The organism is Bradyrhizobium sp. HKCCYLS2038 (assembly GCF_051167655.1).
Classification (GTDB): domain Bacteria; phylum Pseudomonadota; class Alphaproteobacteria; order Rhizobiales; family Xanthobacteraceae; genus Bradyrhizobium.
Genome location: NZ_JBNPTM010000003.1, coordinates 465,133 through 484,235 on the forward strand (window position 1 = coordinate 465,133; position 19,103 = coordinate 484,235).

Annotated in this window: 15 protein-coding genes; 11 read left to right on the forward strand and 4 right to left on the reverse strand. The window is 66.1% G+C overall.

What is annotated here, in order from left to right; translation table 11 throughout:
• Positions 1-32: 32 nt before the first annotated feature.
• The gene (locus ACQR1I_RS15900) at positions 33-1,901 is read left to right on the forward strand and encodes an ABC-F family ATP-binding cassette domain-containing protein (RefSeq protein WP_434867004.1); all 1,869 of its coding nucleotides are present in this window, start codon (positions 33-35) and stop codon (positions 1,899-1,901) included.
• Positions 1,902-1,947: 46 nt separating this feature from the next.
• On the opposite strand, the gene ACQR1I_RS15905 is transcribed toward ACQR1I_RS15900, so the two are convergent.
• The 3 genes from ACQR1I_RS15905 to ACQR1I_RS15915 all read right to left on the reverse strand — a co-directional run bounded on the left by ACQR1I_RS15905 (position 1,948) and on the right by ACQR1I_RS15915 (position 4,614).
• Entirely contained in the window at positions 1,948-2,445 is a 498-nt protein-coding gene (locus tag ACQR1I_RS15905; protein ID WP_434867425.1) for a hypothetical protein, read from the reverse strand.
• Between the two features lie 205 nt (positions 2,446-2,650).
• Positions 2,651-3,103 (reverse strand): DNA polymerase III subunit chi, encoded by a 453-nt coding sequence (locus ACQR1I_RS15910; protein WP_434867003.1) that lies wholly within the window; start codon positions 3,101-3,103, stop codon positions 2,651-2,653.
• A gap of 14 nt (positions 3,104-3,117) precedes the next feature.
• The gene (locus ACQR1I_RS15915; RefSeq protein WP_434867002.1) at positions 3,118-4,614 is read right to left on the reverse strand and encodes a leucyl aminopeptidase; all 1,497 of its coding nucleotides are present in this window, start codon (positions 4,612-4,614) and stop codon (positions 3,118-3,120) included.
• Between the two features lie 332 nt (positions 4,615-4,946).
• Here ACQR1I_RS15915 and lptF point away from each other — a divergent pair, with 332 nt between their 5' ends.
• The 10 genes from lptF (at position 4,947) to ACQR1I_RS15965 (ending at position 18,434) form a co-directional block, all read left to right on the forward strand.
• Positions 4,947-6,116: an LPS export ABC transporter permease LptF gene (gene lptF, locus ACQR1I_RS15920; protein ID WP_434867001.1), complete on the forward strand. Its 1,170-nt coding sequence runs from the start codon at positions 4,947-4,949 to the stop codon at positions 6,114-6,116.
• Positions 6,113-7,210, forward strand: coding sequence for an LPS export ABC transporter permease LptG (gene lptG / locus ACQR1I_RS15925; protein ID WP_434867000.1), 1,098 nt, complete (start codon positions 6,113-6,115; stop codon positions 7,208-7,210). Before lptF ends, lptG begins: the two co-directional genes overlap by 4 nt.
• The gene (locus ACQR1I_RS15930) at positions 7,210-9,708 is read left to right on the forward strand and encodes an LPS-assembly protein LptD (RefSeq protein ID WP_434866999.1); all 2,499 of its coding nucleotides are present in this window, start codon (positions 7,210-7,212) and stop codon (positions 9,706-9,708) included. The genes lptG and ACQR1I_RS15930 overlap by 1 nt, the downstream gene beginning before the upstream one ends.
• A 105-nt stretch (positions 9,709-9,813) precedes the next feature.
• Positions 9,814-10,749, forward strand: a complete 936-nt coding sequence (locus ACQR1I_RS15935; RefSeq protein WP_434866998.1) for a SurA N-terminal domain-containing protein — start codon at positions 9,814-9,816, stop codon at positions 10,747-10,749.
• Positions 10,749-11,750, forward strand: coding sequence for a 4-hydroxythreonine-4-phosphate dehydrogenase PdxA (pdxA, locus tag ACQR1I_RS15940; protein ID WP_434866997.1), 1,002 nt, complete (start codon positions 10,749-10,751; stop codon positions 11,748-11,750). Before ACQR1I_RS15935 ends, pdxA begins: the two co-directional genes overlap by 1 nt.
• Positions 11,747-12,607, forward strand: coding sequence for a 16S rRNA (adenine(1518)-N(6)/adenine(1519)-N(6))-dimethyltransferase RsmA (gene rsmA, locus ACQR1I_RS15945; RefSeq protein ID WP_434866996.1), 861 nt, complete (start codon positions 11,747-11,749; stop codon positions 12,605-12,607). Before pdxA ends, rsmA begins: the two co-directional genes overlap by 4 nt.
• A 27-nt stretch (positions 12,608-12,634) precedes the next feature.
• Positions 12,635-13,693, forward strand: coding sequence for an alcohol dehydrogenase (locus tag ACQR1I_RS15950; RefSeq protein WP_434866995.1), 1,059 nt, complete (start codon positions 12,635-12,637; stop codon positions 13,691-13,693).
• A gap of 107 nt (positions 13,694-13,800) precedes the next feature.
• Positions 13,801-15,150 carry a caspase family protein gene (locus ACQR1I_RS15955; RefSeq protein WP_434866994.1) on the forward strand — a complete coding sequence of 450 codons (1,350 nt, stop codon included), beginning with the start codon at positions 13,801-13,803 and terminating at the stop codon, positions 15,148-15,150.
• A gap of 53 nt (positions 15,151-15,203) precedes the next feature.
• The gene (locus tag ACQR1I_RS15960) at positions 15,204-15,707 is read left to right on the forward strand and encodes a hypothetical protein (protein WP_434866993.1); all 504 of its coding nucleotides are present in this window, start codon (positions 15,204-15,206) and stop codon (positions 15,705-15,707) included.
• Between the two features lie 288 nt (positions 15,708-15,995).
• The gene (locus ACQR1I_RS15965) at positions 15,996-18,434 is read left to right on the forward strand and encodes a hypothetical protein (RefSeq protein WP_434866992.1); all 2,439 of its coding nucleotides are present in this window, start codon (positions 15,996-15,998) and stop codon (positions 18,432-18,434) included.
• Between the two features lie 7 nt (positions 18,435-18,441).
• Here ACQR1I_RS15965 and gmk read toward each other — a convergent pair whose 3' ends face one another.
• Entirely contained in the window at positions 18,442-19,101 is a 660-nt protein-coding gene (gmk, locus tag ACQR1I_RS15970) for a guanylate kinase (protein ID WP_434866991.1), read from the reverse strand.
• Positions 19,102-19,103 lie beyond the last annotated feature (2 nt).

The following is a 19,103-nucleotide window of genomic DNA, read 5'->3' on the forward strand; positions in this document are numbered from 1 at the left end:
CGTTTGGCCGCGCGCGCGGTGACAAGGCGCGCATGCTTTCCATCTCCGACATCTCGATCCGTCTTGCCGGACGGCTTCTCATCGACCACAGCTCGGTGCAGATCCCGCCCGGCGCCCGCGTCGGCCTGGTCGGCCGCAACGGGACCGGCAAGTCGACGCTGTTCAAGGCCATCCGCGGCGAACTGTCGCTGGAGAACGGGACCATCACCGTACCGCCACGATGGCGGATCGGCAGCCTGGCCCAGGAGGCGCCGAGCGGACCGGAAAGCCTGGTCGAGGTGGTACTCCGGGCCGATCTCGAACGCGATGCGTTGCTGCGCGAAGCCGAGACCGCCGAAGACCCCGACCGGATCGCGGATATCCAGACCCGGCTGGTCGACATCGATGCCCATTCGGCCCCCGCGCGCGCCGCCGCCATTCTCAGCGGCCTCGGTTTTTCCGCCGCCGACCAGGCCCGCGCCTGTGCCGAATTCTCCGGCGGCTGGCGCATGCGGGTGGCGCTCGCCGCAACCTTGTTCGCCGCCCCCGACCTGCTGCTGCTGGACGAGCCGACCAACTATCTCGACCTCGAAGGCACGCTGTGGCTGGAGGACCATCTGGCGCACTATCCGCGCACGGTGATCGTGATCAGCCATGACCGCGATCTCCTCGAAACCTCGGTCGACCAGATCCTGCATCTCGACCGTGGCAAACTGACGCTGTACCGCGGCAGCTACTCCTCCTACGAGGAGCAGCGCGCGACCCGCGAAATGCTCGACGCCAAGGCCGTCAAGCGCCAGGAGGCGGAGCGCGCGCGGCTGCAATCCTTCGTCGACCGCTTCAAGGCCAAGGCCTCGAAGGCGCGCCAGGCGCAGTCCCGAGTCAAGATGCTGGAGCGCATGAAGCCGATCACCGCGCTCGTCACCCAGGACGTCCACGAGATCAGCTTCCCCGCCCCCGAGAGATTGCTGTCGCCGCCGATTATCGCCGTCGACAACGCCTCCGTCGGCTACGATCCCGCGCAACCCGTGCTCAACCGCGTGACGCTGCGGATCGACAATGACGACCGCATCGCGCTGCTCGGCGCCAACGGCAACGGCAAGTCGACGCTGGTGAAGCTGCTGGCGGCCCGGTTGGCGCCGTTCTCCGGCAAGGTGACGCGCGCCGACAAGTTGTCGATCGCCTATTTTGCCCAGCACCAGCTCGACGAGCTCGACGAGGCTGGTTCGCCCTACACGCATGTGCGCAAGCTGATGGGCGAGGCACCGGAATCGAAAGTGCGTGCCCGCGCCGGCGCGATCGGTTTCTCCGGCAAGGCAGCCGACACGCTGGTGAAGAGCCTGTCGGGCGGCGAAAAGGCGCGGCTGCTGCTCGGGCTCGCTACGTTCTTCGGTCCGAACATGATCATCCTGGACGAGCCGACCAACCACCTCGACATCGACAGCCGCGCCGCGCTCGCCGAGGCGGTCAACGAATTTCCGGGCGCGGTGATCATGGTGTCGCACGACCGCTATCTGATCGAGGCCTGCGCGGATCGTCTCTGGGTCGTCGCCGACCGCACGGTCAAGACCTATGACGGCGATCTCGACGACTACAGGCGCATGATCCTGTCGGCCCGCAGTGCGACGCCGTCACGCGATAATGAGCGGTCGCAGAGCACGGAGAAACCCGAGCGGCCGCGCGGCGACAACAAGCGGGGCTCGCTGAAGCAGAAGATCTCGGCTGCGGAAGCCGAGATCACGCGCATCACCGATATCATTGCCAAGATCGACGACGCCTTGTCGCTGCCCGACATTTTCACGCGCGATCCGAAGCAGGCGGCACAATTGTCAAAGGCGCGCGCGAATGCCGCCGAGGCGCTGGCACGCGCCGAGGAGCAATGGCTGGAAGCCAGCACGCTCTACGACGAGGCCGCGAGCTGACGCGTTGCGCCGCAGCCGTCTTGCGCAGCGGCATGAGCCGGCGAAATCAGCCCGCCCGCTTCTTCGCCTTGGCGGGCTTCGCCATCTTCGACGCCGGGCCGGGATCGGGGGCGCGCTCGATCGAGCTCAATCGTCCCGCCGTGAACGTGTACACGCCGGCGCGCGCGCCGCGCAGCCACGTCACGGTCGCGACGCGATCACCGCCATTGTTGCCGATGTTGACGCTGTCCGGCGCACCAATGCCGCGGACGACGTCACATTCGGTGTGGCCGAGCGCGACGGTGCCGCCGGCGGGCACAGGCGCCGCGCCCGCGTCGCTGGACAGCGCGTTCGCTCCTGCAGCACCGGCCGCCGGTGCCATGCCCGGACACCCGCCATCAGCACCGACGAGATCTTCGGCCCCGATCGGCTTGTCCGGCGTCAGCGGCGGCGTATCGATCGAGATGCTCTTGATGAACAGGCGCTGCGGCCGGTTGAACCATTCGTTGTCCTTGGACAGCAGATCGCCCGCGCCCGAGCAGCCGGACACGGCCGATGCAAGCACCAGGAACGCCAGAACGCGCGTCAGCTGTTTGTTGTCTCGCACGATGAACCTTGCTGAATTGCAACCGGTGGACAGTGTAACGTCTTGTCCCAACACCACTTTGCGGCACGTTCGTGGCTTTGCCAATGCTCTGCCGGTAGATCCGGCAGTTTATCATTAATCGCGCGGCGCAGCCACGATGACCCGCGTCACGATGCTTACGCCATCATTGCCGACGTTGCCAACGCCCTCGCTCGTCGGCCTGCCAATAGGTGACATCGAATCCACGCGTTTTGCAATCGGTCCATGCCGACCGCGCCGCCGCGAGCGCATCCGTATCATCACCGTTGAACACGAGCACCATGCGCTCATAGTTGTGCGCGTCGGACGGCAGCGGCGCGTTGTCCACCAGGAACCGGACATTGGCGCCGTTGGGATTGGACTCTTCCACCGCCAGCACGATCGGCTGGTCGGCCGCATCCGCCACGCGCCAAGTGGCGTGGGGCAGAAACGAATCATCACGATACGTCCACAGATGCGCATCCAGCGCATCTGCACGTTCTTCCGAGGTCGATTGCACGACGACTCGCCAGCCGCGCTCGAGCGACTTCTCGAGCAGCGGCGGCAGCACGCCTTCCAGCGTCATGTTCTGCAGATGATAGAACAGAACTTCGGTCATCGCACAGCGATCCCCTACCTCGCTTCGTAGGAATCCCACACCAGCCGGTCGAGCAGACGAACGCCATAGCCGGATCCCCAGCTCTGGTTGATCTCCGATTTCGGCGCGCCCATTGCGGTGCCGGCGATGTCGAGATGCGCCCAGGGCGTATCATTGACGAAGCGCTGCAGGAATTGTGCAGCCGTGATCGAGCCGCCGTGGCGGCCGCCGGTGTTCTTCATGTCGGCGAACTGCGAATCGATCAGCTTGTCGTATTCGGAGCCGAGCGGCATGCGCCAGACCTTCTCGCCGGTCTCCTGCCCCGCCTTGATCAGCTTGTCGGCCAGATCGTCATTGTTGGCGAACAGGCCGGCATGCTCGGTGCCGAGCGCGACCATGATCGCCCCCGTCAACGTCGCCAGATCGATCATGAATTTCGGCTTGAACTTGGTCGCGACGTACCACAGCACGTCGGCGAGCACGAGTCGGCCTTCAGCGTCGGTATTGATGATCTCGATGGTCTGCCCGGACATCGACGTGACGATGTCGCCGGGGCGCTGGGCGTTGCCGTCCGGCATGTTCTCGACCAGGCCGATCGCGCCGATCACGTTGGCCTTGGCCTTGCGGGCCGCCAATGCGTGCATCAGGCCGACCACACAGGCGGCACCACCCATGTCGCCCTTCATGTCCTCCATCGAGCCGGCCGGCTTGATCGAGATGCCGCCGGTGTCGAAGCACACGCCCTTGCCGATGAAGGCGACCGGCTGCTCGCCCTTCTTGCCGCCATTATAACGCATCACCACCGTGCGGCTCGGCCGCGCCGAGCCCTGGCCGACGCCGAGCAGCGCGCCCATGCCGAGCTTCTTCATCGCTGGCACGTCGAGGATCTCGACGGTCACGCCGAGCTTGCGCAGGGCGGCAGCGCGCTTGGCGAACTCCTCCGGGTAGAGCACGTTCGGCGGCTCGTTGACGAGATCGCGCGCCAGAATCACCCCGTCCGTGACATGGCCGCGCGGCGCGAACGCCTTCTTGGTGGCGGCGACGTCCGACACGGCGATCGAGATCGTGGCGCTGACGCCGCCCTCTTCGTCCTTCTTCTTGGTCTTGTAGCGGTCGAACCGATAGGCCCGGAGCCTGATGCCGGACGCGAGCGAGCTGACCTGATCCGCCGTCATCGGGCCCGCCTGCAGCTCGGCCAGCACCGTGACCGGCTCAGTTACAGCGTGGAGCTTCCCGGCTAAGGTACCGCCATATTTGAGAAAATCCTTCTCCTTGTGATCGCCGCCCTTGCCCGTGCCGATCACGATCAAGCGCTGAATCTTGATTCCCTCGGGTGCCGGCAGGTCGAGCACCGCACCATCCTTGCCCTTAAACCGGGTCGCCCCGGCCGCGCGCTTGATGAGATCCGAGACCCCTCCCAGCGCCTTGTCGGTCGCGACTCCAAGTCGCAGGGTGTCGTCGCAAAATGCCACGACGATACCGCGCGGCGCGGTCGACAGCGGGACGAAGCCGACCTTGACGGCGTCGGACATCAGCAATCCTCCAAATTCGATGTGAGAGCCGCCGACGTCCAGAAATCCGAGCGGACAGACGGGGATGGCGGCAGTTCGGAACCCAACTTCGCAGCAGTATGGCCCGCCTTGACCGGAGCTGCCAAGCCTCCCGTGGCGGGGCGGCCACAACAATGAAATTTTAGCCGAATTTTCGTGGCGCCACGCCACAGCCATTTTGTCGACGGATCAAAGGGATGGTAATGATATTCACTGCCCATGGAACGTGATGGCGCCAGCAGCCTGAGGGACCCGTTCCGAGGGTGGCTGCAGCGCTCGTTCCGGGACTGCTGAACGGGGATCGAGCGCGCACGATGGGGTCCATCGACAGGTACATCTTTCGCACGACGCTGGCGTCGTTTGCGGTAGTCCTGGTCAGCCTCACCGGGGTGATCTGGATCACCCAGGCGCTGCGCGGCATCGACCTGATGACCAGCCAGGGACAGACCATCCTGACCTTCCTCGGGATCACCGGTCTCGTGATCCCCTCGCTGCTCGGCGTCATTGCCCCGATCGCGCTGATGATCTCGGTGTCGCACACGCTGAACAAGCTGGCGACCGATTCGGAGATCATCGTCATGAACGCCGCCGGCATGTCGCCGATCCGGCTGTTCGTGCCGTTCGCCTACGCCACCTGCGTCGTCGCCATGCTGGTGACCGTGCTCGCGTCCTATATCGCCCCCGACGGCCTGCGCCGGATCAAGCAGTGGGACGCCGAAATCACCGCCGACGTGCTCACCAACATCCTGCAACCCGGGCGTTTCGCGCAGCTCGACCAGAACCTGACGATCCGGATTGGCGAGCGGCAGCCCGGCGGCAAGCTCAAGAGCATTCTGATCGACGACCGCCGCGACCCCAAGGAACGAATCACGATTGTCGCCGAGGAGGGCACCGTCGCGAAGAACAGCGACGGCTCCTTCCTGGTGCTCGAGGATGGCAATCTGGAACGCTTCGAGCTCGGCAAGCGCGAGCCGGCGATGGTCGCGTTCGCACGCTATGCCTTCGACATGTCGAAGTTCTCGAACCAGGGCCGCGACGTCACGCTCGGCATCCGCGAGCGCTATGTGTGGGAGCTGATGGCGCCGTCGGAGGACGATCCGATCTACAAGCAGATCCCCGGACAATTCCGGCAGGAGCTGCATGACCGCTTCCTGGCGCCGATCTATCCCTTCGCCTTCGCCGCCCTCACCTTCGCGTTTCTCGGCGCGCCGCGCACGACCCGCCAGAGCCGCAACTTCTCGTTCGGCAGCGCCATTCTCGCGGTGTTCGGGGTGCGCATGGCCGGCTTTGCCTGCTCAGTCATGACCGTGAAGACGCCGATCGCAGCGCTGATTCAGTACCTCATGCTGTTCGGCGTGCTCGGCCTGAGCATCTGGATCATCATCGGCGGCATCGTGGTCGAGCCGCCTGCCCGGCTGGTGGAAGCGATCAACCGCTCCAATGCGCTGATCGCGCGGCTGTTCAGAAGGCCGGCCGCCGCATGAACATGGTCACCAACACGCTCGGGCGCTACTTCGCCGGCCGCTTCCTGGTCTCGGCGGTCGGCGTGTTCGCGAGCATCTTCCTGCTGCTGGTGCTGGTCGATTACATCGAGATGGTGCGCAGGACATCCGGCCTGGCGTCGGCCTCCGCGCTGATGGTCGCCGAGACATCGCTGTTCCGCGTGCCGCAACTGCTCGAGAAGATGATGCCGTTCTGCGTGCTGATCGGCGCCATGACCTGCTATCTCGCGCTGTCGCGCCGGCTCGAGCTGGTGGTGGCGCGCGCAGCCGGCGTTTCCGCCTGGCAGTTCATCGCCCCGGCGCTGGCCAGCGCGCTCCTGCTCGGGCTGATGGCAACGACGCTTTACAATCCGATGTCGGCCAACCTGCGTGAGCTGTCGAAGCGGATGGAAGCCGAACTGTTCGGATCGGCGCCTGGCGGCGGCGTGCAGGATGCGTCCGGCTTCTGGCTCAATCAGCTCAATCCGGACGGCTCGGTCATCATCAATGCCGCGCGCAGCGAGCAGCAGGGCGTTCGGCTGACCGGACTGACGCTGTTCCGTTTTGATACGGACAAGCGCTTCAAGGACCGAATCGAGGCGCGCGAGGCGACGCTCGAAGAGGGCCAATGGGTGTTCAAATCGGTGCGCCGATTCTCGCTCGACGCGCCGCCGGTGGACGAACCGACGTTCATCCTGCCCACCACGCTGACGCCGGCGCAGGTTCGCAACAGCTTCTCGACCCCCGAAACTGTGTCGTTTTGGCAACTGCCGAGCTACATCCGTTCGTCGGAGAGCTCGGGCTTCGCGACCGCAGGGTATCGATTGCAGTATCATAAGCTGATCGCGCAGCCGTTTTTGCTGGCTGCGATGGTCATGCTGGCCGCGTCCGTGTCGCTCAGGTTCTTCCGAATGGGTGGCGTACAAAAAATGGTTTTGAGTGGCGTGGGCGCCGGCTTTCTGCTCTACGTTTTGTCGAAAGTAACGGAAGATTTGAGCAAGGCTGCGTTGATGGAACCGATCGTTGCGGCGTGGTTGCCCGTATTCGTCGGCGGCCTCACCGGATTTATGGCTTTGCTCTACCAGGAGGACGGCTAGTGTCGTTCGTTGCCGTCCGTCAGACCGCGCTCGCCGCGCTCCGGCAGAATGCCGTTGCGCGCCTTGCGTTCGCGCGCGCGCGTTGCGCCGGGTCTGTCGTACTCGCGTTTGCGCTGACGCTCGGCCTCGTGCTGGCGGCAGCGGTTGATGCTGCGCTGTCGCCTGCCGCCGCGCAGAGCTTCACCTACAATCCCCGTCCGCCCAAGCCGCCGCCGCCGCGTGTCGCCAACGACAACCAGATGCTGGTGCAGGCGACCGAGGTCGATTACGACTACAACAGCTCGCGCGTGTCGGCGGTCGGCAACGTGCAGCTGTTCTACAACGGTACATCGGTCGAGGCCGACAAGGTCATCTACGACCAGAAGACCAAGCGCCTGCATGCGGAAGGCAACATCCGCATGACCGACGCCGACGGCAAGATCACCTACGCCAACAGCCTCGACCTGTCGGACAATTACCGCGACGGCTTCGTCGATTCGCTGCGCGTCGAGACCGAGGATCAGACGCGGATGGCGGCGACGCGCGCCGACCGCTCGAACGGCAATTACACCGTGTTCGAGAACGGTGTTTATACGGCTTGCGCGCCGTGCAAGGACAATCCGAAGAAGCCGCCGCTGTGGCAGGTCAAGGGTGCGCGCATCATCCACGACCAGACCGAGAAGATGCTGTATTTCGAGAACGCCCAGCTCGAATTCTTCGGCGTCCCGCTCGCCTACATCCCGTATTTCTCGACGCCCGATCCGACGGTGAAGCGCAAGAGCGGCTTCCTGATGCCGGGCTTCAGCCAGAGCGGTGTCTACGGCTTCGGCGTCGACATCCCCTATTACTGGGCGATCGCGCCGGATTACGACGCGACCTTCACGCCGCGCATCACATCCAAGCAGGGCGTGCTGCTGCAGACCGAATTCCGTCAGCGCCTCAGCAATGGCACCTATCAGGTGCGGCTGTACGGCATCGACCAGTTGAACCGCAACGCCTTCGCCGGCCAGCCGGGCGACCGTCAGTTCCGCGGCGGCCTGGACACCAAGGGCCAGTTCGCGATCAACGACAAATGGGTCTGGGGCTGGGACGGCATCCTGCTGTCCGACTATACGTTCCTGTCGGATTACCGGCTGGCGCAGTACCGCGACCCGTTCAACTCGTTCATGAGCCTGCCGACGGAGGCGATCTCGCAGCTGTATCTGACCGGCGTCGGCAGCCGCAGCTTCTTCGACGTCCGGGCGATGCACTACCTGAGCTTCTCCGGCAACCAGCAGACCGTCCCGGTGGTGTATCCGGTGCTGGATTATTCGAACGTGCTGAACCATCCGGTGTTCGGCGGCGAGTTCAGCTACAAGACCAACTTCGTGAATCTCACGCGCGAACAGGCGGTGTTCGATCCGATCACGCAGACTGCCAACACCGCCGGCCTGTGCACGGCGCTGTCGGCCGATCCGCGCGCCCGGCTGCCCACCCAGTGTCTGCTGCGCGCCACGCCCGGCACCTATACCCGCCTGACCGCGCAGGCCGAGTGGCGGCGGTCCTACACTGACCCCTATGGTCAGATCTGGACGCCGTTCGCGATCCTGCGCGCCGACGCGATCAACGCCAACGTGTCGGCGCAGCCAGGCGTCGGCAACTTCCTGCAGACCGGCGACACCCAGGCGCTGCGGCTGATGCCGACGATCGGCCTGGAGTATCGCTACCCGTTCATCAACGTACAGCCGTGGGGCACGACCACGATCGAGCCGATCGCGCAGGTCATCATCCGGCCGAACGAGTCCTATGCCGGCAAGCTGCCGAACGAGGACGCGCAGAGCCTGGTGTACGACGCCAGCAACCTGTTCAGCGTCGACAAGTTCTCCGGCTACGATCGTGTCGAGGGCGGCGGCCGCGCCAATGTCGGCGTCCAGGCGACCACGCAATTCGATCGCGGCGGAACCATCAACGTGCTGTTCGGCCAGTCCTACCAGCTGTTCGGCCTGAACTCCTTCGCCGTGCAGGACATGAACAACACCGGCATCGGTTCCGGCCTGGACAAGCGAGCCTCCGACTACGTCGCGCGGGTGGATTATTCGCCGAACCGGACCTACACGTTCAGCATGCGCAGCCGGTTCGACCAGCAGACCCTGAACGTGCAGCGCTTCGAGGCCGAGGCGAAGGCCAATTTCGACCGCTGGTCGCTGGCGCTGACCTACGGCAACTACGCCGCCGATCCGGCGATCGGCTACCTCAACCGGCGTGAGGGCATCCTGGGCAGCGGCTCGGTCAAGGTCGCGCCCAACTGGGTGCTGACCGGTGCGGCGCGCTGGGACCTCGCCGCCAACAAGATCAACCAGTATGTGATCGGCGCAGGCTATGTGGACGATTGTTTCGTGCTGGCCGCGAACTACGTAACGTCGTATAATTATACGGCAGGTGCCACTCCACCCGTTCTGAGCCATGCCTACATGCTGCAGATCGGGCTTCGGACGCTTGCGACGTCCTCGACCAATGGAACGGGTGGCGGCCTCCAGTAGTGCGCGCCGGCTTCCGACCGGTGCAAGTCGGGCGGAAACGATCCTGACAACGAGCCGAGGCGCCGCTGCCGGTTTGATTCACATTGCGAACAACGAAGCTTGGTCATGACCATCGCGTTCCCTCCCCGCATTCTGGCCCTGGCTCTCTGCAGTCTCGCGCTGCTGGTGTCGATTGCCGGACTATGTCCCGCTCACGCCCAGGGCATTGTCGTGATGGTGAATGGCGATCCCATCACCAATTTCGACGTCGAGCAGCGCATGAAGCTCAACTTCTTGAGCACGCATAAGCAGCAGACCCGCCAGGAGGTCATCAACGAGCTGATCGACGACAAGGTGAAGATCAAGGAAGGCAAGAAGTTCGGCGTCGAGCCGACGTCCTCCGACATCGACCAGTCGTTCGCCGGCATGGGTTCGCGCATGCGGCTCAACGCCGAGCAGTTGGCAAAATCGCTCGAAAGCCAGGGCGTCCGCGCCGAGACGCTCAAGGCCCGCATCAAGGCGGAGATCGTGTGGTCCAGCCTGGTGCGCGGCCGCTACAAGGAACGCCTGCTGGTGTCCGACAAGGACGTCGCCGCCGCCGCGGCAGCCGCCGGTGATTCCGATCAGCAGGGTCAGGCCTTCGAATACAAGATGCAGCCGATCGTGCTGATCGTCACGAACTCGTCGGACCAGGGCGCCATGGAGGCGCGGCGCAAGGAGGCCGAGGCGCTGCGCGCGCGGGTTCAGACCTGCGCCGAAGCCAACAATGTCTTCAAGACGACCGCGAGTGCCGTCATCAAGGAGATCGTCGTCAAGACCTCGGCCGACATTCCGCCCAATCTGCGCAAGCTGCTCGACGACACGCCAATCGGTCACCTGACCCCGCCCGAGGCGACCAAGCAGGGCGTTCAGATGGTCGCGCTGTGCTCGCGGAGTCCGACCACCATCGATACTCCGAAGAAGCGTCAGATCCGCGAAGAGATGTACACCAAGAAATATGAAGCGACGTCGAAGGCCTATCTGCAGGAAGTCCGCAAGGCTGCGATGATCGAATATCGCTGATGAGCAAGCCCCTCGCGCTCACGCTGGGCGAACCTGCAGGCATCGGACCCGACATTACCCTGCAGGCGTGGCTGCGCCGCACCGAGCTTGACCTCCCGGCATTCTACCTGCGCGGCGACCCGGGCTTCCTCACGCAGCGCGCAAAACTGCTCGGCCTCGAGGTTCCCATCGCGGAGGTGGATCCGGCTGACACGGTCCAGACATTCGCCAAGGCATTGCCCATCGTCCCCACCGGCCATCGCGTGACGTCCCAGCCCGGGCGTCCCGATGTGACCAGCGCCGAGGCGGTCATCGGGTCGATCCGTGAAGCCGTCGCCGACGTCAAGGCCGGACGTGCCGGGGCCGTCGTGACCAATCCGATCGCGAAGGCCGTGCTGTATCGGGCCGGCTTCTCCCATCCCGGTCATACCGAGTTTCTCGCCGAGCTCGCGGCCGATAACGGCAGCGTTCCGCAGCCGGTGATGATGCTGTGGTCGCCCGTGCTGGCCGTCGTGCCGGTGACCATCCACGTGTCACTGCGCGAGGCGATCGAACAGCTCACCAGTCCGCTCATCACCTCCACGACCCGCATCGTTGCTGCCAGCCTCCGGCGTTATTTCGGCGTGTCACGGCCACGCATCGCCATGTCAGGACTCAATCCGCATGCCGGGGAAGACGGCGCGCTGGGCAGTGAAGAGGATGCGATCATTGCGCCGGCGATCGCCAATCTGCGCAATGCCGGCCTCGACGTGCAGGGTCCGCTGCCGGCCGACACCATGTTTCATGACGCCGCGCGCAAGACCTACGACTGCGCCGTCTGCATGTATCACGACCAGGCCCTGATCCCGATCAAGACGCTGGCGTTCGATGACGGCGTCAACGTCACGCTAGGCCTGCCCTTCATCCGCACCTCGCCCGATCACGGCACGGCTTTCGCGATCGCCGGCAAAGGCACGGCCAATCCGGCCAGCCTGGTGGCGGCGCTGCGTCTGGCCGCGCGCATGGCCAGCCGAGCCGCATGAGCGCGATCGACGACCTGCCGCCGCTGCGCGAGGTCATTCGCGAGCATCAGCTGTCGGCGCGCAAGGCGCTCGGCCAGAACTTTTTGCTCGATCTCAATCTCACAGCCCGCATCGCGCGCGCGGCGGGCCCGCTCGAGGACGTCACGGTCGTGGAGATCGGCCCCGGTCCGGGCGGCCTCACGCGCGCGCTGCTGGCGCTCGGCGCCCGCCACGTGATCGCGGTCGAGCACGACGAGCGCGCCATTCCTGCGCTGCAGGCGATCGCCGAGCGCTATCCCGGCCGTCTCGAGATCGTCTGCGGCGACGCGCGCACGTTCGATCCGCGTCCCTACCTCGGCAGCAACAGGGCCAAGATCGTTGCCAATCTGCCGTACAACATCGCCACTGCGCTGCTGGTCGGCTGGCTTTCCGCCGAGCCTTGGCCGCCCTGGTACGACATGATGGTGCTGATGTTCCAGCGCGAGGTCGCCGAGCGCATCGTGGCAACCGAGGACGAGGAGGCCTATGGCCGGCTCGGCGTGCTCGCGAACTGGCGCTGCGAGACCAAGATCCTGTTCGACATCTCGCCGTCGGCCTTCGTGCCGCCGCCGAAGGTGACGTCCTCGGTCGTGCGGCTGGTACCGCGCGCCGCGCCGGAGCCGTGCGACCGCCGCGCGCTCGAGCAGGTCGCCGCCGCAGCCTTCGGCCAGCGTCGCAAGATGCTGCGGCAGAGCCTGAAATCGCTGCCTGCCGATCCCGCGCGACTGGCCGCTGCCGCCGGCGTCGATCCGACCCGCCGCGCCGAGACCATCCCGGTGTCCGGCTTTGTTGCCATGGCCCGCGAATTGACCAATAGTCGCGCCGACAACAAATCGTAATCGACAAGCATTTCAGGGAGATGTCTCATGGCGTTGATGCGCCGCCAGTCGCTCGTCAAGTTCGACGCCCCGCTCTGCGAAACCATCGTCGAGACGCCGAAGCCGGCGGGACGCGAGGTTCTCGTCCGGATCGAACGCTGCGGCCTGTGTCATTCCGACCTTCACATCCAGGACGGCTATGCCGATCTCGGCGGCGGCAAGCGTCTCGACACCACCCGCGGCATGACCCTGCCCTTCACCCTGGGACATGAGATCGCCGGCGTGGTCGACGAGGTCGGGCCCGACGCGCCGAAGGAGCTGATCGGCGCGCGGCGCGCGGTGTTTCCGTGGATCGGCTGCGGCCAGTGCCGCGACTGCGCCAATGGCGACGAGAATCTGTGCGCCAAGCAGCGCTTCCTCGGCGTCTCGATCGATGGCGGCTTCGCCACGCACGTGCTGGTGCCCGACGCGAAATATCTGCTCGAATATGATCCGCTGCCGGTCAACCAGGCGGCGACCTTGATGTGCTCGGGCGTCACCGCCTATGGCGCGCTCAAGCGCCTCGTCGACCGGCCGCGGCAGCGCAATCTGCTGCTGATCGGTCTCGGCGGCGTCGGCATGATGGGATTGTCGTTCGCGCAGGCGATGTTCAAGCAGCCGATTTCGGTCGCCGATCTCTCCGCCGCCGCGCGCGAGACGGCGCTGAAGAACGGCGCCGCCACGGCCTACGACCCGGCCGAGCCGGACGTGATCAAGCGCATCCTCAAGGAGACGGACGGCGGCTTCGACGAAATCGTCGATTTCGCCGGCAACGAGAAATCGATGGCGTTTGCAGTGGCGGTCGCCGCGCGCGGCGGCAAGATCGTCGTCTCCGGACTGATGGGCGGCCAATTCACCCTGCCGATGGTTCAATGGGTGTACAAGCGCATGACCATCGAGGGCTTCATGGTCGGCACGCTCGCCGAAGCGCACGAGCTGATGGCGCTGGCGCGCGCCGGCAAGATCAAGCCGCCGCCGATGCGCGAGGAGCCGATGGGCGACGTGCAGAAATGGATCGATGCGCTGCGCGCCGGACACGTGGTCGGACGCGTCGTGCTGACGAACTGATTAGTTCACTCCCTGAACATTGCAGGCGGCCGCGGCACTTGCGCCATGGCCGTCTGCTGCTACTCTGCCCCATCGCTTGATAGGACGTGGCGACGGGGCCCGAGGTGATGCAACGATGCGCGTATGAAGGTAGCCGCCTGCTGCTGGCGGCCTTTCTGGTATTATGCTGCATCCTGCCTGCGCACGCCGAGAAGCGCGTCGCGCTCGTGGTCGGCAACTCCGCCTATCGCAACATCGCAAGCCTCGACAATCCGGCCAAGGATGCCGCGCTGATGGCGGAGACCTTGAAGCGTCTCGGCTTCACGCTGACCGGCGGCCGCGCCCAGCTCGATCTCGACAAGCCGGCGATCGACGGCGCGGTCCAGAGCTTCGGCCGTGAGGTCCAAGGTGCCGATGTCGCGCTGTTCTACTACGCCGGGCACGGCGTGCAGGTCGCCGGCGCCAACTATCTGGTGCCGGTCGGCGCCAATCCGACGCGCGAGGCCGATGTCGATTTCCAGATGATGGACGTCAATTTGGTGCTGCGGCAGATGCAGGGCTCGGGCACGCGGCTCAACGTCGTCATCCTCGATGCCTGCCGCAACAATCCATTCGGCACGCGCAGCCTGCGTGCGGCCGACGGCGGCCTTGCGCAGATGCGTGCGCCGGACGGCACCTTGATCTCCTATGCGACGCAGCCGGGCAACGTCGCGCAAGATGGCGACGACGGTCATAGCCCGTATACGAAGGCCCTGGCAGCGACCTTGACGCAGCCGGGCCTCGACATCTTCCAGACCTTCAACCAGGTCGGCCTGGCCGTGAAGCGCGCCACCAGCGGCGCGCAACAGCCCTGGGTGTCGTCCTCGCCAATCGACGGCGCTTTCTACTTCGTACCGCCAGCGCCGCAGAGCGGGCCACAGGTCGCGGCGATGCCCGCGCAGGAAGCGCCGGCCACGACGCTGCGGCCCGATCCCGACCGCATCCCGCTCAAGGATGCCGCGCTGATCGGCGAAGTCCGCGATCGTCTCTACGAGCGCAATTTCGATCCGCAGTCCGGCGATGGCCGCGATACGCTGGCGCGCGCGATCAGCCGGTTTCAGGAGAAGAGCAACATCACACCGACCGGTGAAGCCACCGAGGGCCTGCTGAGCCGGCTGCGCAAGCTCGACGATCTCAAGCCGTGGGGCTCGATCGTCTACGGCGTCGACAACAACAAATGGGGCATGTCGTGGAATCACGCCTCGCGCCGCGCCGCCGTCGCCGATGCGCGGTCGAACTGCGGATCGGCGAAATGTCCCGTCGAACTCAGCTTCTACGGCGCCCATTGCGGCGCTTTCGCCATCTCGGACAAGTCATGGTCGCTGATACAGCGGGATACCATCAAGGCCGCGCGCGACGCCGCTCTTGACGACTGCGGCAAGGCTGGAAAATCCTGTCGCATCGTCGGCGCGGTATGCGCCGACGGCTCCGGCCGGTGAGCGAACCCATGGTCAAACTAAATGATCGAACTAACAGGATGCGAGGGCAACGAATGACGCCGATGCGAGTTGCGCGCTGGGCAGGTGGAGGCATCCTGGCCTTCCTGATGATGGCGCTACCGGGCACCGCGCTCCGGGCGCAATCGGGCAGTGCAGGCGGCAGTATCGGCAACGATGACAAGGCGATCTCGGGCTCGCGATCCGAGCCGCGTGCGGTCGAGCGCGAACGGCCGTCGCCGCGCCGCAGCTCGTCCGAAACGCCCCGCGCACGGCCTTCCGGCGGCGCCAACAGCTTCGACGGAGCCTGGGTCGTCACCAATATCGGAGGCGCCGCCTGCCCGGGAACACTGAGCTCGGCCGTGGTCGTCACCAGCGGCAAGATCATCGCTCAAGGCGTGACGTCGGGGACGGTCTCCCCGAGCGGCGTGGTCAGTTCATCCGGCAGCGACAACGGCGTCCGCTTCACCACGTCGGGCCGGGCCAGCGGCCGCACCGCCTCCGGCACCTTCCGCCGCAGCGACGGCTGCTCGGGAACTTGGACCGGCGTCAAGCAGTAGCGGACGCACTGGCTGGCGGCGGTCAGCAGCAGAGATCGTTCGTCCACAAGCGCAGCGCTCGTCAGCGCCGCAGCCTTGCTCGCACGCGGACAATCGATCTTTACTGATGTGGCGGATTTGCCGCGACATCGCGGCCAAATGTGCTGGGCGTGACGCGGGTCCCGTTGTGGGAAAAAAGCCGCACCTTGCGGGGAAAGGAGTGGGCCAGAATTAATCCGGAATTGCGGCTCATTGCCACCCAACTTGTTTCCGAGAACGCACCGTTGCGTCGCGTATCCGGAGTCATCAATGGCAAGCCGAACGGCAGGAGTTGCAATCGCCATTGCAGCCGGCATTGCTGGACTTGCCTTGATCGTGATGCCGCGCGTGGTGATGGCCGCGGAAGACTGCCTGACCGAGCCGAGCGGAGAGAAATCCGACGCGCAGCGTTGGTATTACCGTTTCGATCGCGGCACCAACCGACGTTGCTGGTATCTCAAGGATGCCAACGGCAACACCCGGGACATCGCGGCACCGCCGCGCACGCCGCAACAGCCCGCCCCCTGGGATTTCGGTCAGCCCACGCCGCCCAAACTGACCGCCAAGCGCGGCGATGGGCCTGCAACGCGCACCGCCGCCGACGCCCTCGCAGAAGCACCCGCGCCACGGCTGCGCACCGACCTTGCGGTGAGAGGCACGCCCAAACCTCAGAACGTCGCGATCACGCCGACGACCTTGACGGCGTCGGACGCCAGCCTGCCACGCAGCCTCGATAGCTCGCCCTGGCCGTCCGCCGCGCCGCAACGCGTCGAGCCGACGACGAGTGACGTATCACCTGCCGCCATGGCCGATGAAGGCAATGCCGAGGCGGATGCCAACGCGACGCCACCGGCCGACGGGTCGGCGATGGGTCCGCCGAAGACGACCAAGCCCGGGGCCCCGATTCCCATTCTGATGCTCGTGGTGGTGGGAGCGCTTGCAATCTCCGGCTTGCTGGCCAGCGCGCTCTATCGTCTCAGCCGGGTCGGTCGGAAGCGCCGGCGCGGGACTGACTGGCACGCGACGGAAAAAACGCGCCGCTCGCGCGCCAAGCCGCGCGGCAAGGTCCAGGCCACCGCGAACAATTCGGGCTTCGGTCAGTTTAATGCCCGCGGCGCGTCCGCCGGCTCGGCCGGTTTTCGCACACCAGAGCCGGCGTCGGCGCTCGACGTCGCCAGCGCACGCCTGTCCGCGTCGATGCCCGAGCAGGTCCCACCACGGCCAACCCGCGCAACGGCCCCCGCGGCCTATCAGGACGCGGCCTATCAGGATGAAGCCTATCAGGACCGTGCGAGCGCGATGGCGGGCCGACGCGAGCGCGACGAGGCAGCCGAAGTGCCGCGGTTGCAGCCGGCCGCCGACGCCGCAGTGTGGCAGGCTGCCGATCAGCTCGCCGATCAGGCCGCCGTCCGGCACGCCGCAATGACGGCTGCCGCGGCCACGGCGCAAGGCGACCCACGATCGCCTGTCTCGCAAGCCGCCCCTGGCATGCAGCAGGCTCAGTTGGCGGCTGCTCAACGCGCTGCCGCTCACGCGGCTGCGGCCAAGCTCGCGGCTGCCCAGGCCGCGGCCCGCGAACAGGCTGTGCCTCAGAACGCGGCCTCCCCCGGCGCGCCAGCTGCAACCTGGCCGGCCGCGCAGATGCCTCCGGTCCCGGCCGCCGCAACGACGGCGGCAACCCAACCAGCTGCCCCATCACAACCGGCCCCCGCGGACGCGACCGCTCCCGTCGACGTCGGCGAGATCGTCTCCGCCCTGCGAAGGGCGCGGAGCGGCGCTGGCGCGACCGCCGGTGCGGCGCCGATGGATGCCGCAAAAGTCATCGCTGCGCTGCTGGTGTCCCGGGCGGCCAAGCGACGCGACTCGCAGCCAACGCCGGGCGATCAGGGCGCGGCCCCGCCTGCAGTGCCGATGGCCGGAGCGGCTGCAACTCAGGCCTTCACACCCCAGGCCACTCAATCCCCGCAGCAGCAACCCGATCGCGCCTATGATGGTCAGGCGGCTACGCAACGCGCTGCCACGATGGCCCCTTCCGCGGGCTCGTCGGCGCCGCCGTCAAATGACCCGGCCGCGGCGCTGATCGAGACCCTTCGCGCCCATGCGGCGCGGCAGCCCACGCGCCAGCCGGACGACGAACAGGCTCCGCTCCCCGCAGCGGCCATGGAATCGCCGAGCGACGACTCCGATCTGGATGATCCAGCGGCGGCGTTGATCAACCTGCTGCAATCGCGCTTTGCGCTGCCCGAAGACGAGATGGAGGCCGAGTCGCCCCAGGACGACGACCGCGAGGCTTACGAGGCGGAGGCGTTCGTCGCCGAGGCGCCGCGGCGCAATCCCCCCGTCCAGGGCGATCCGGCCGCCCAGCTGATGAGCTTGCTCGAGTCGCGCTCCTCACTTCCGCCGGTGCCCGCAGCACCTGAGCGCCCGCGGCCCCAACCGCAGCAGCAGCGGCCCCAACCGCATCAGCATCAACCGCATCAGCATCAACCGCAGCAGCATCAACCGCAGCAGCATCAAACGCAGCAGCATCAAACGCAGCAGCAGCGTGCGCTGTTCGTGCCGCCGCCGTACGAGGACCCGGCGACCCCGCCGCTCGACTTCATCCCGCGGCCTCAGGCGCTGCGACCGCGGCCGCGCAACATTCATCAACAGGACGATGAGCTCGACGGCATCCAGGACATCCTGGCGCGCCTCGGCCGCCGCGCGTAGGCGGATCTCAGCCCTCGAGCTGGCGCTGCAGCTCGCGCACGAACGTCGTCAGCCCGGTCCGGCGCTCGCGCTTCAGGCGCTCGGCCTTGAGGATCGATTGCACCTCGGCGAAGGCATCGTCGACGTTGCGGTTGATGACGATGTAGTCGTACTCCGCCCAGTGACTCATCTCGTGGCTGGCGCGGCTCATGCGGCCACGAATGACCTCGTCGGAATCCTGCGCACGGGTGTGAAGCCGCTTCTCGAGATCGGCAGCCGACGGTGGCAGGATGAACACGCTGACGACGTCCTGCCGAGCCTTCTCGCGCAATTGCTGCGTGCCCTGCCAGTCGATATCGAACAGCACGTCCCGCCCCGCCGACAGCGCCGCTTCGACCGGCGGGCGCGGCGTGCCATAGCGGTTGTCGAACACGGTCGCCCATTCGAGCAGCTCGTTGCGCTTCACCATCTCTTCGAAGCGCGCGCGGTCGACGAAGTGGTAGTCGCGGCCGTCGATCTCGCCGGGACGCATCGCGCGTGTCGTTGCCGACACCGACATCTGCAGTCCCGGCATGCGCTCGATCAGCATGCGCGACAGCGTCGTCTTGCCCGCCCCCGACGGCGACGACAGCACGAACATCAGGCCGCGCCGCTCGACTCCATCAAAGCTTCCGTCGTGAGCCGCCATGG

What these genes read in the sequence shown, in the direction of transcription:
- ACQR1I_RS15900 (WP_434867004.1), top strand. Translation starts at nt 33, where the DNA reads ATGCTTTCCATCTCCGACATCTCGATCCGTCTTGCCGGACGGCTTCTC.
- ACQR1I_RS15910 (WP_434867003.1), bottom strand. Translation starts at nt 3,103, where the DNA reads ATGACCGAAGTTCTGTTCTATCATCTGCAGAACATGACGCTGGAAGGC.
- ACQR1I_RS15915 (WP_434867002.1), bottom strand. Translation starts at nt 4,614, where the DNA reads ATGTCCGACGCCGTCAAGGTCGGCTTCGTCCCGCTGTCGACCGCGCCG.
- lptF (WP_434867001.1), top strand. Translation starts at nt 4,947, where the DNA reads ATGGGGTCCATCGACAGGTACATCTTTCGCACGACGCTGGCGTCGTTT.
- lptG (WP_434867000.1), top strand. Translation starts at nt 6,113, where the DNA reads ATGAACATGGTCACCAACACGCTCGGGCGCTACTTCGCCGGCCGCTTC.
- ACQR1I_RS15935 (WP_434866998.1), top strand. Translation starts at nt 9,814, where the DNA reads ATGACCATCGCGTTCCCTCCCCGCATTCTGGCCCTGGCTCTCTGCAGT.
- pdxA (WP_434866997.1), top strand. Translation starts at nt 10,749, where the DNA reads ATGAGCAAGCCCCTCGCGCTCACGCTGGGCGAACCTGCAGGCATCGGA.
- rsmA (WP_434866996.1), top strand. Translation starts at nt 11,747, where the DNA reads ATGAGCGCGATCGACGACCTGCCGCCGCTGCGCGAGGTCATTCGCGAG.
- ACQR1I_RS15950 (WP_434866995.1), top strand. Translation starts at nt 12,635, where the DNA reads ATGGCGTTGATGCGCCGCCAGTCGCTCGTCAAGTTCGACGCCCCGCTC.
- ACQR1I_RS15955 (WP_434866994.1), top strand. Translation starts at nt 13,801, where the DNA reads ATGCAACGATGCGCGTATGAAGGTAGCCGCCTGCTGCTGGCGGCCTTT.
- ACQR1I_RS15960 (WP_434866993.1), top strand. Translation starts at nt 15,204, where the DNA reads ATGACGCCGATGCGAGTTGCGCGCTGGGCAGGTGGAGGCATCCTGGCC.
- ACQR1I_RS15965 (WP_434866992.1), top strand. Translation starts at nt 15,996, where the DNA reads ATGGCAAGCCGAACGGCAGGAGTTGCAATCGCCATTGCAGCCGGCATT.
- gmk (WP_434866991.1), bottom strand. Translation starts at nt 19,101, where the DNA reads ATGGCGGCTCACGACGGAAGCTTTGATGGAGTCGAGCGGCGCGGCCTG.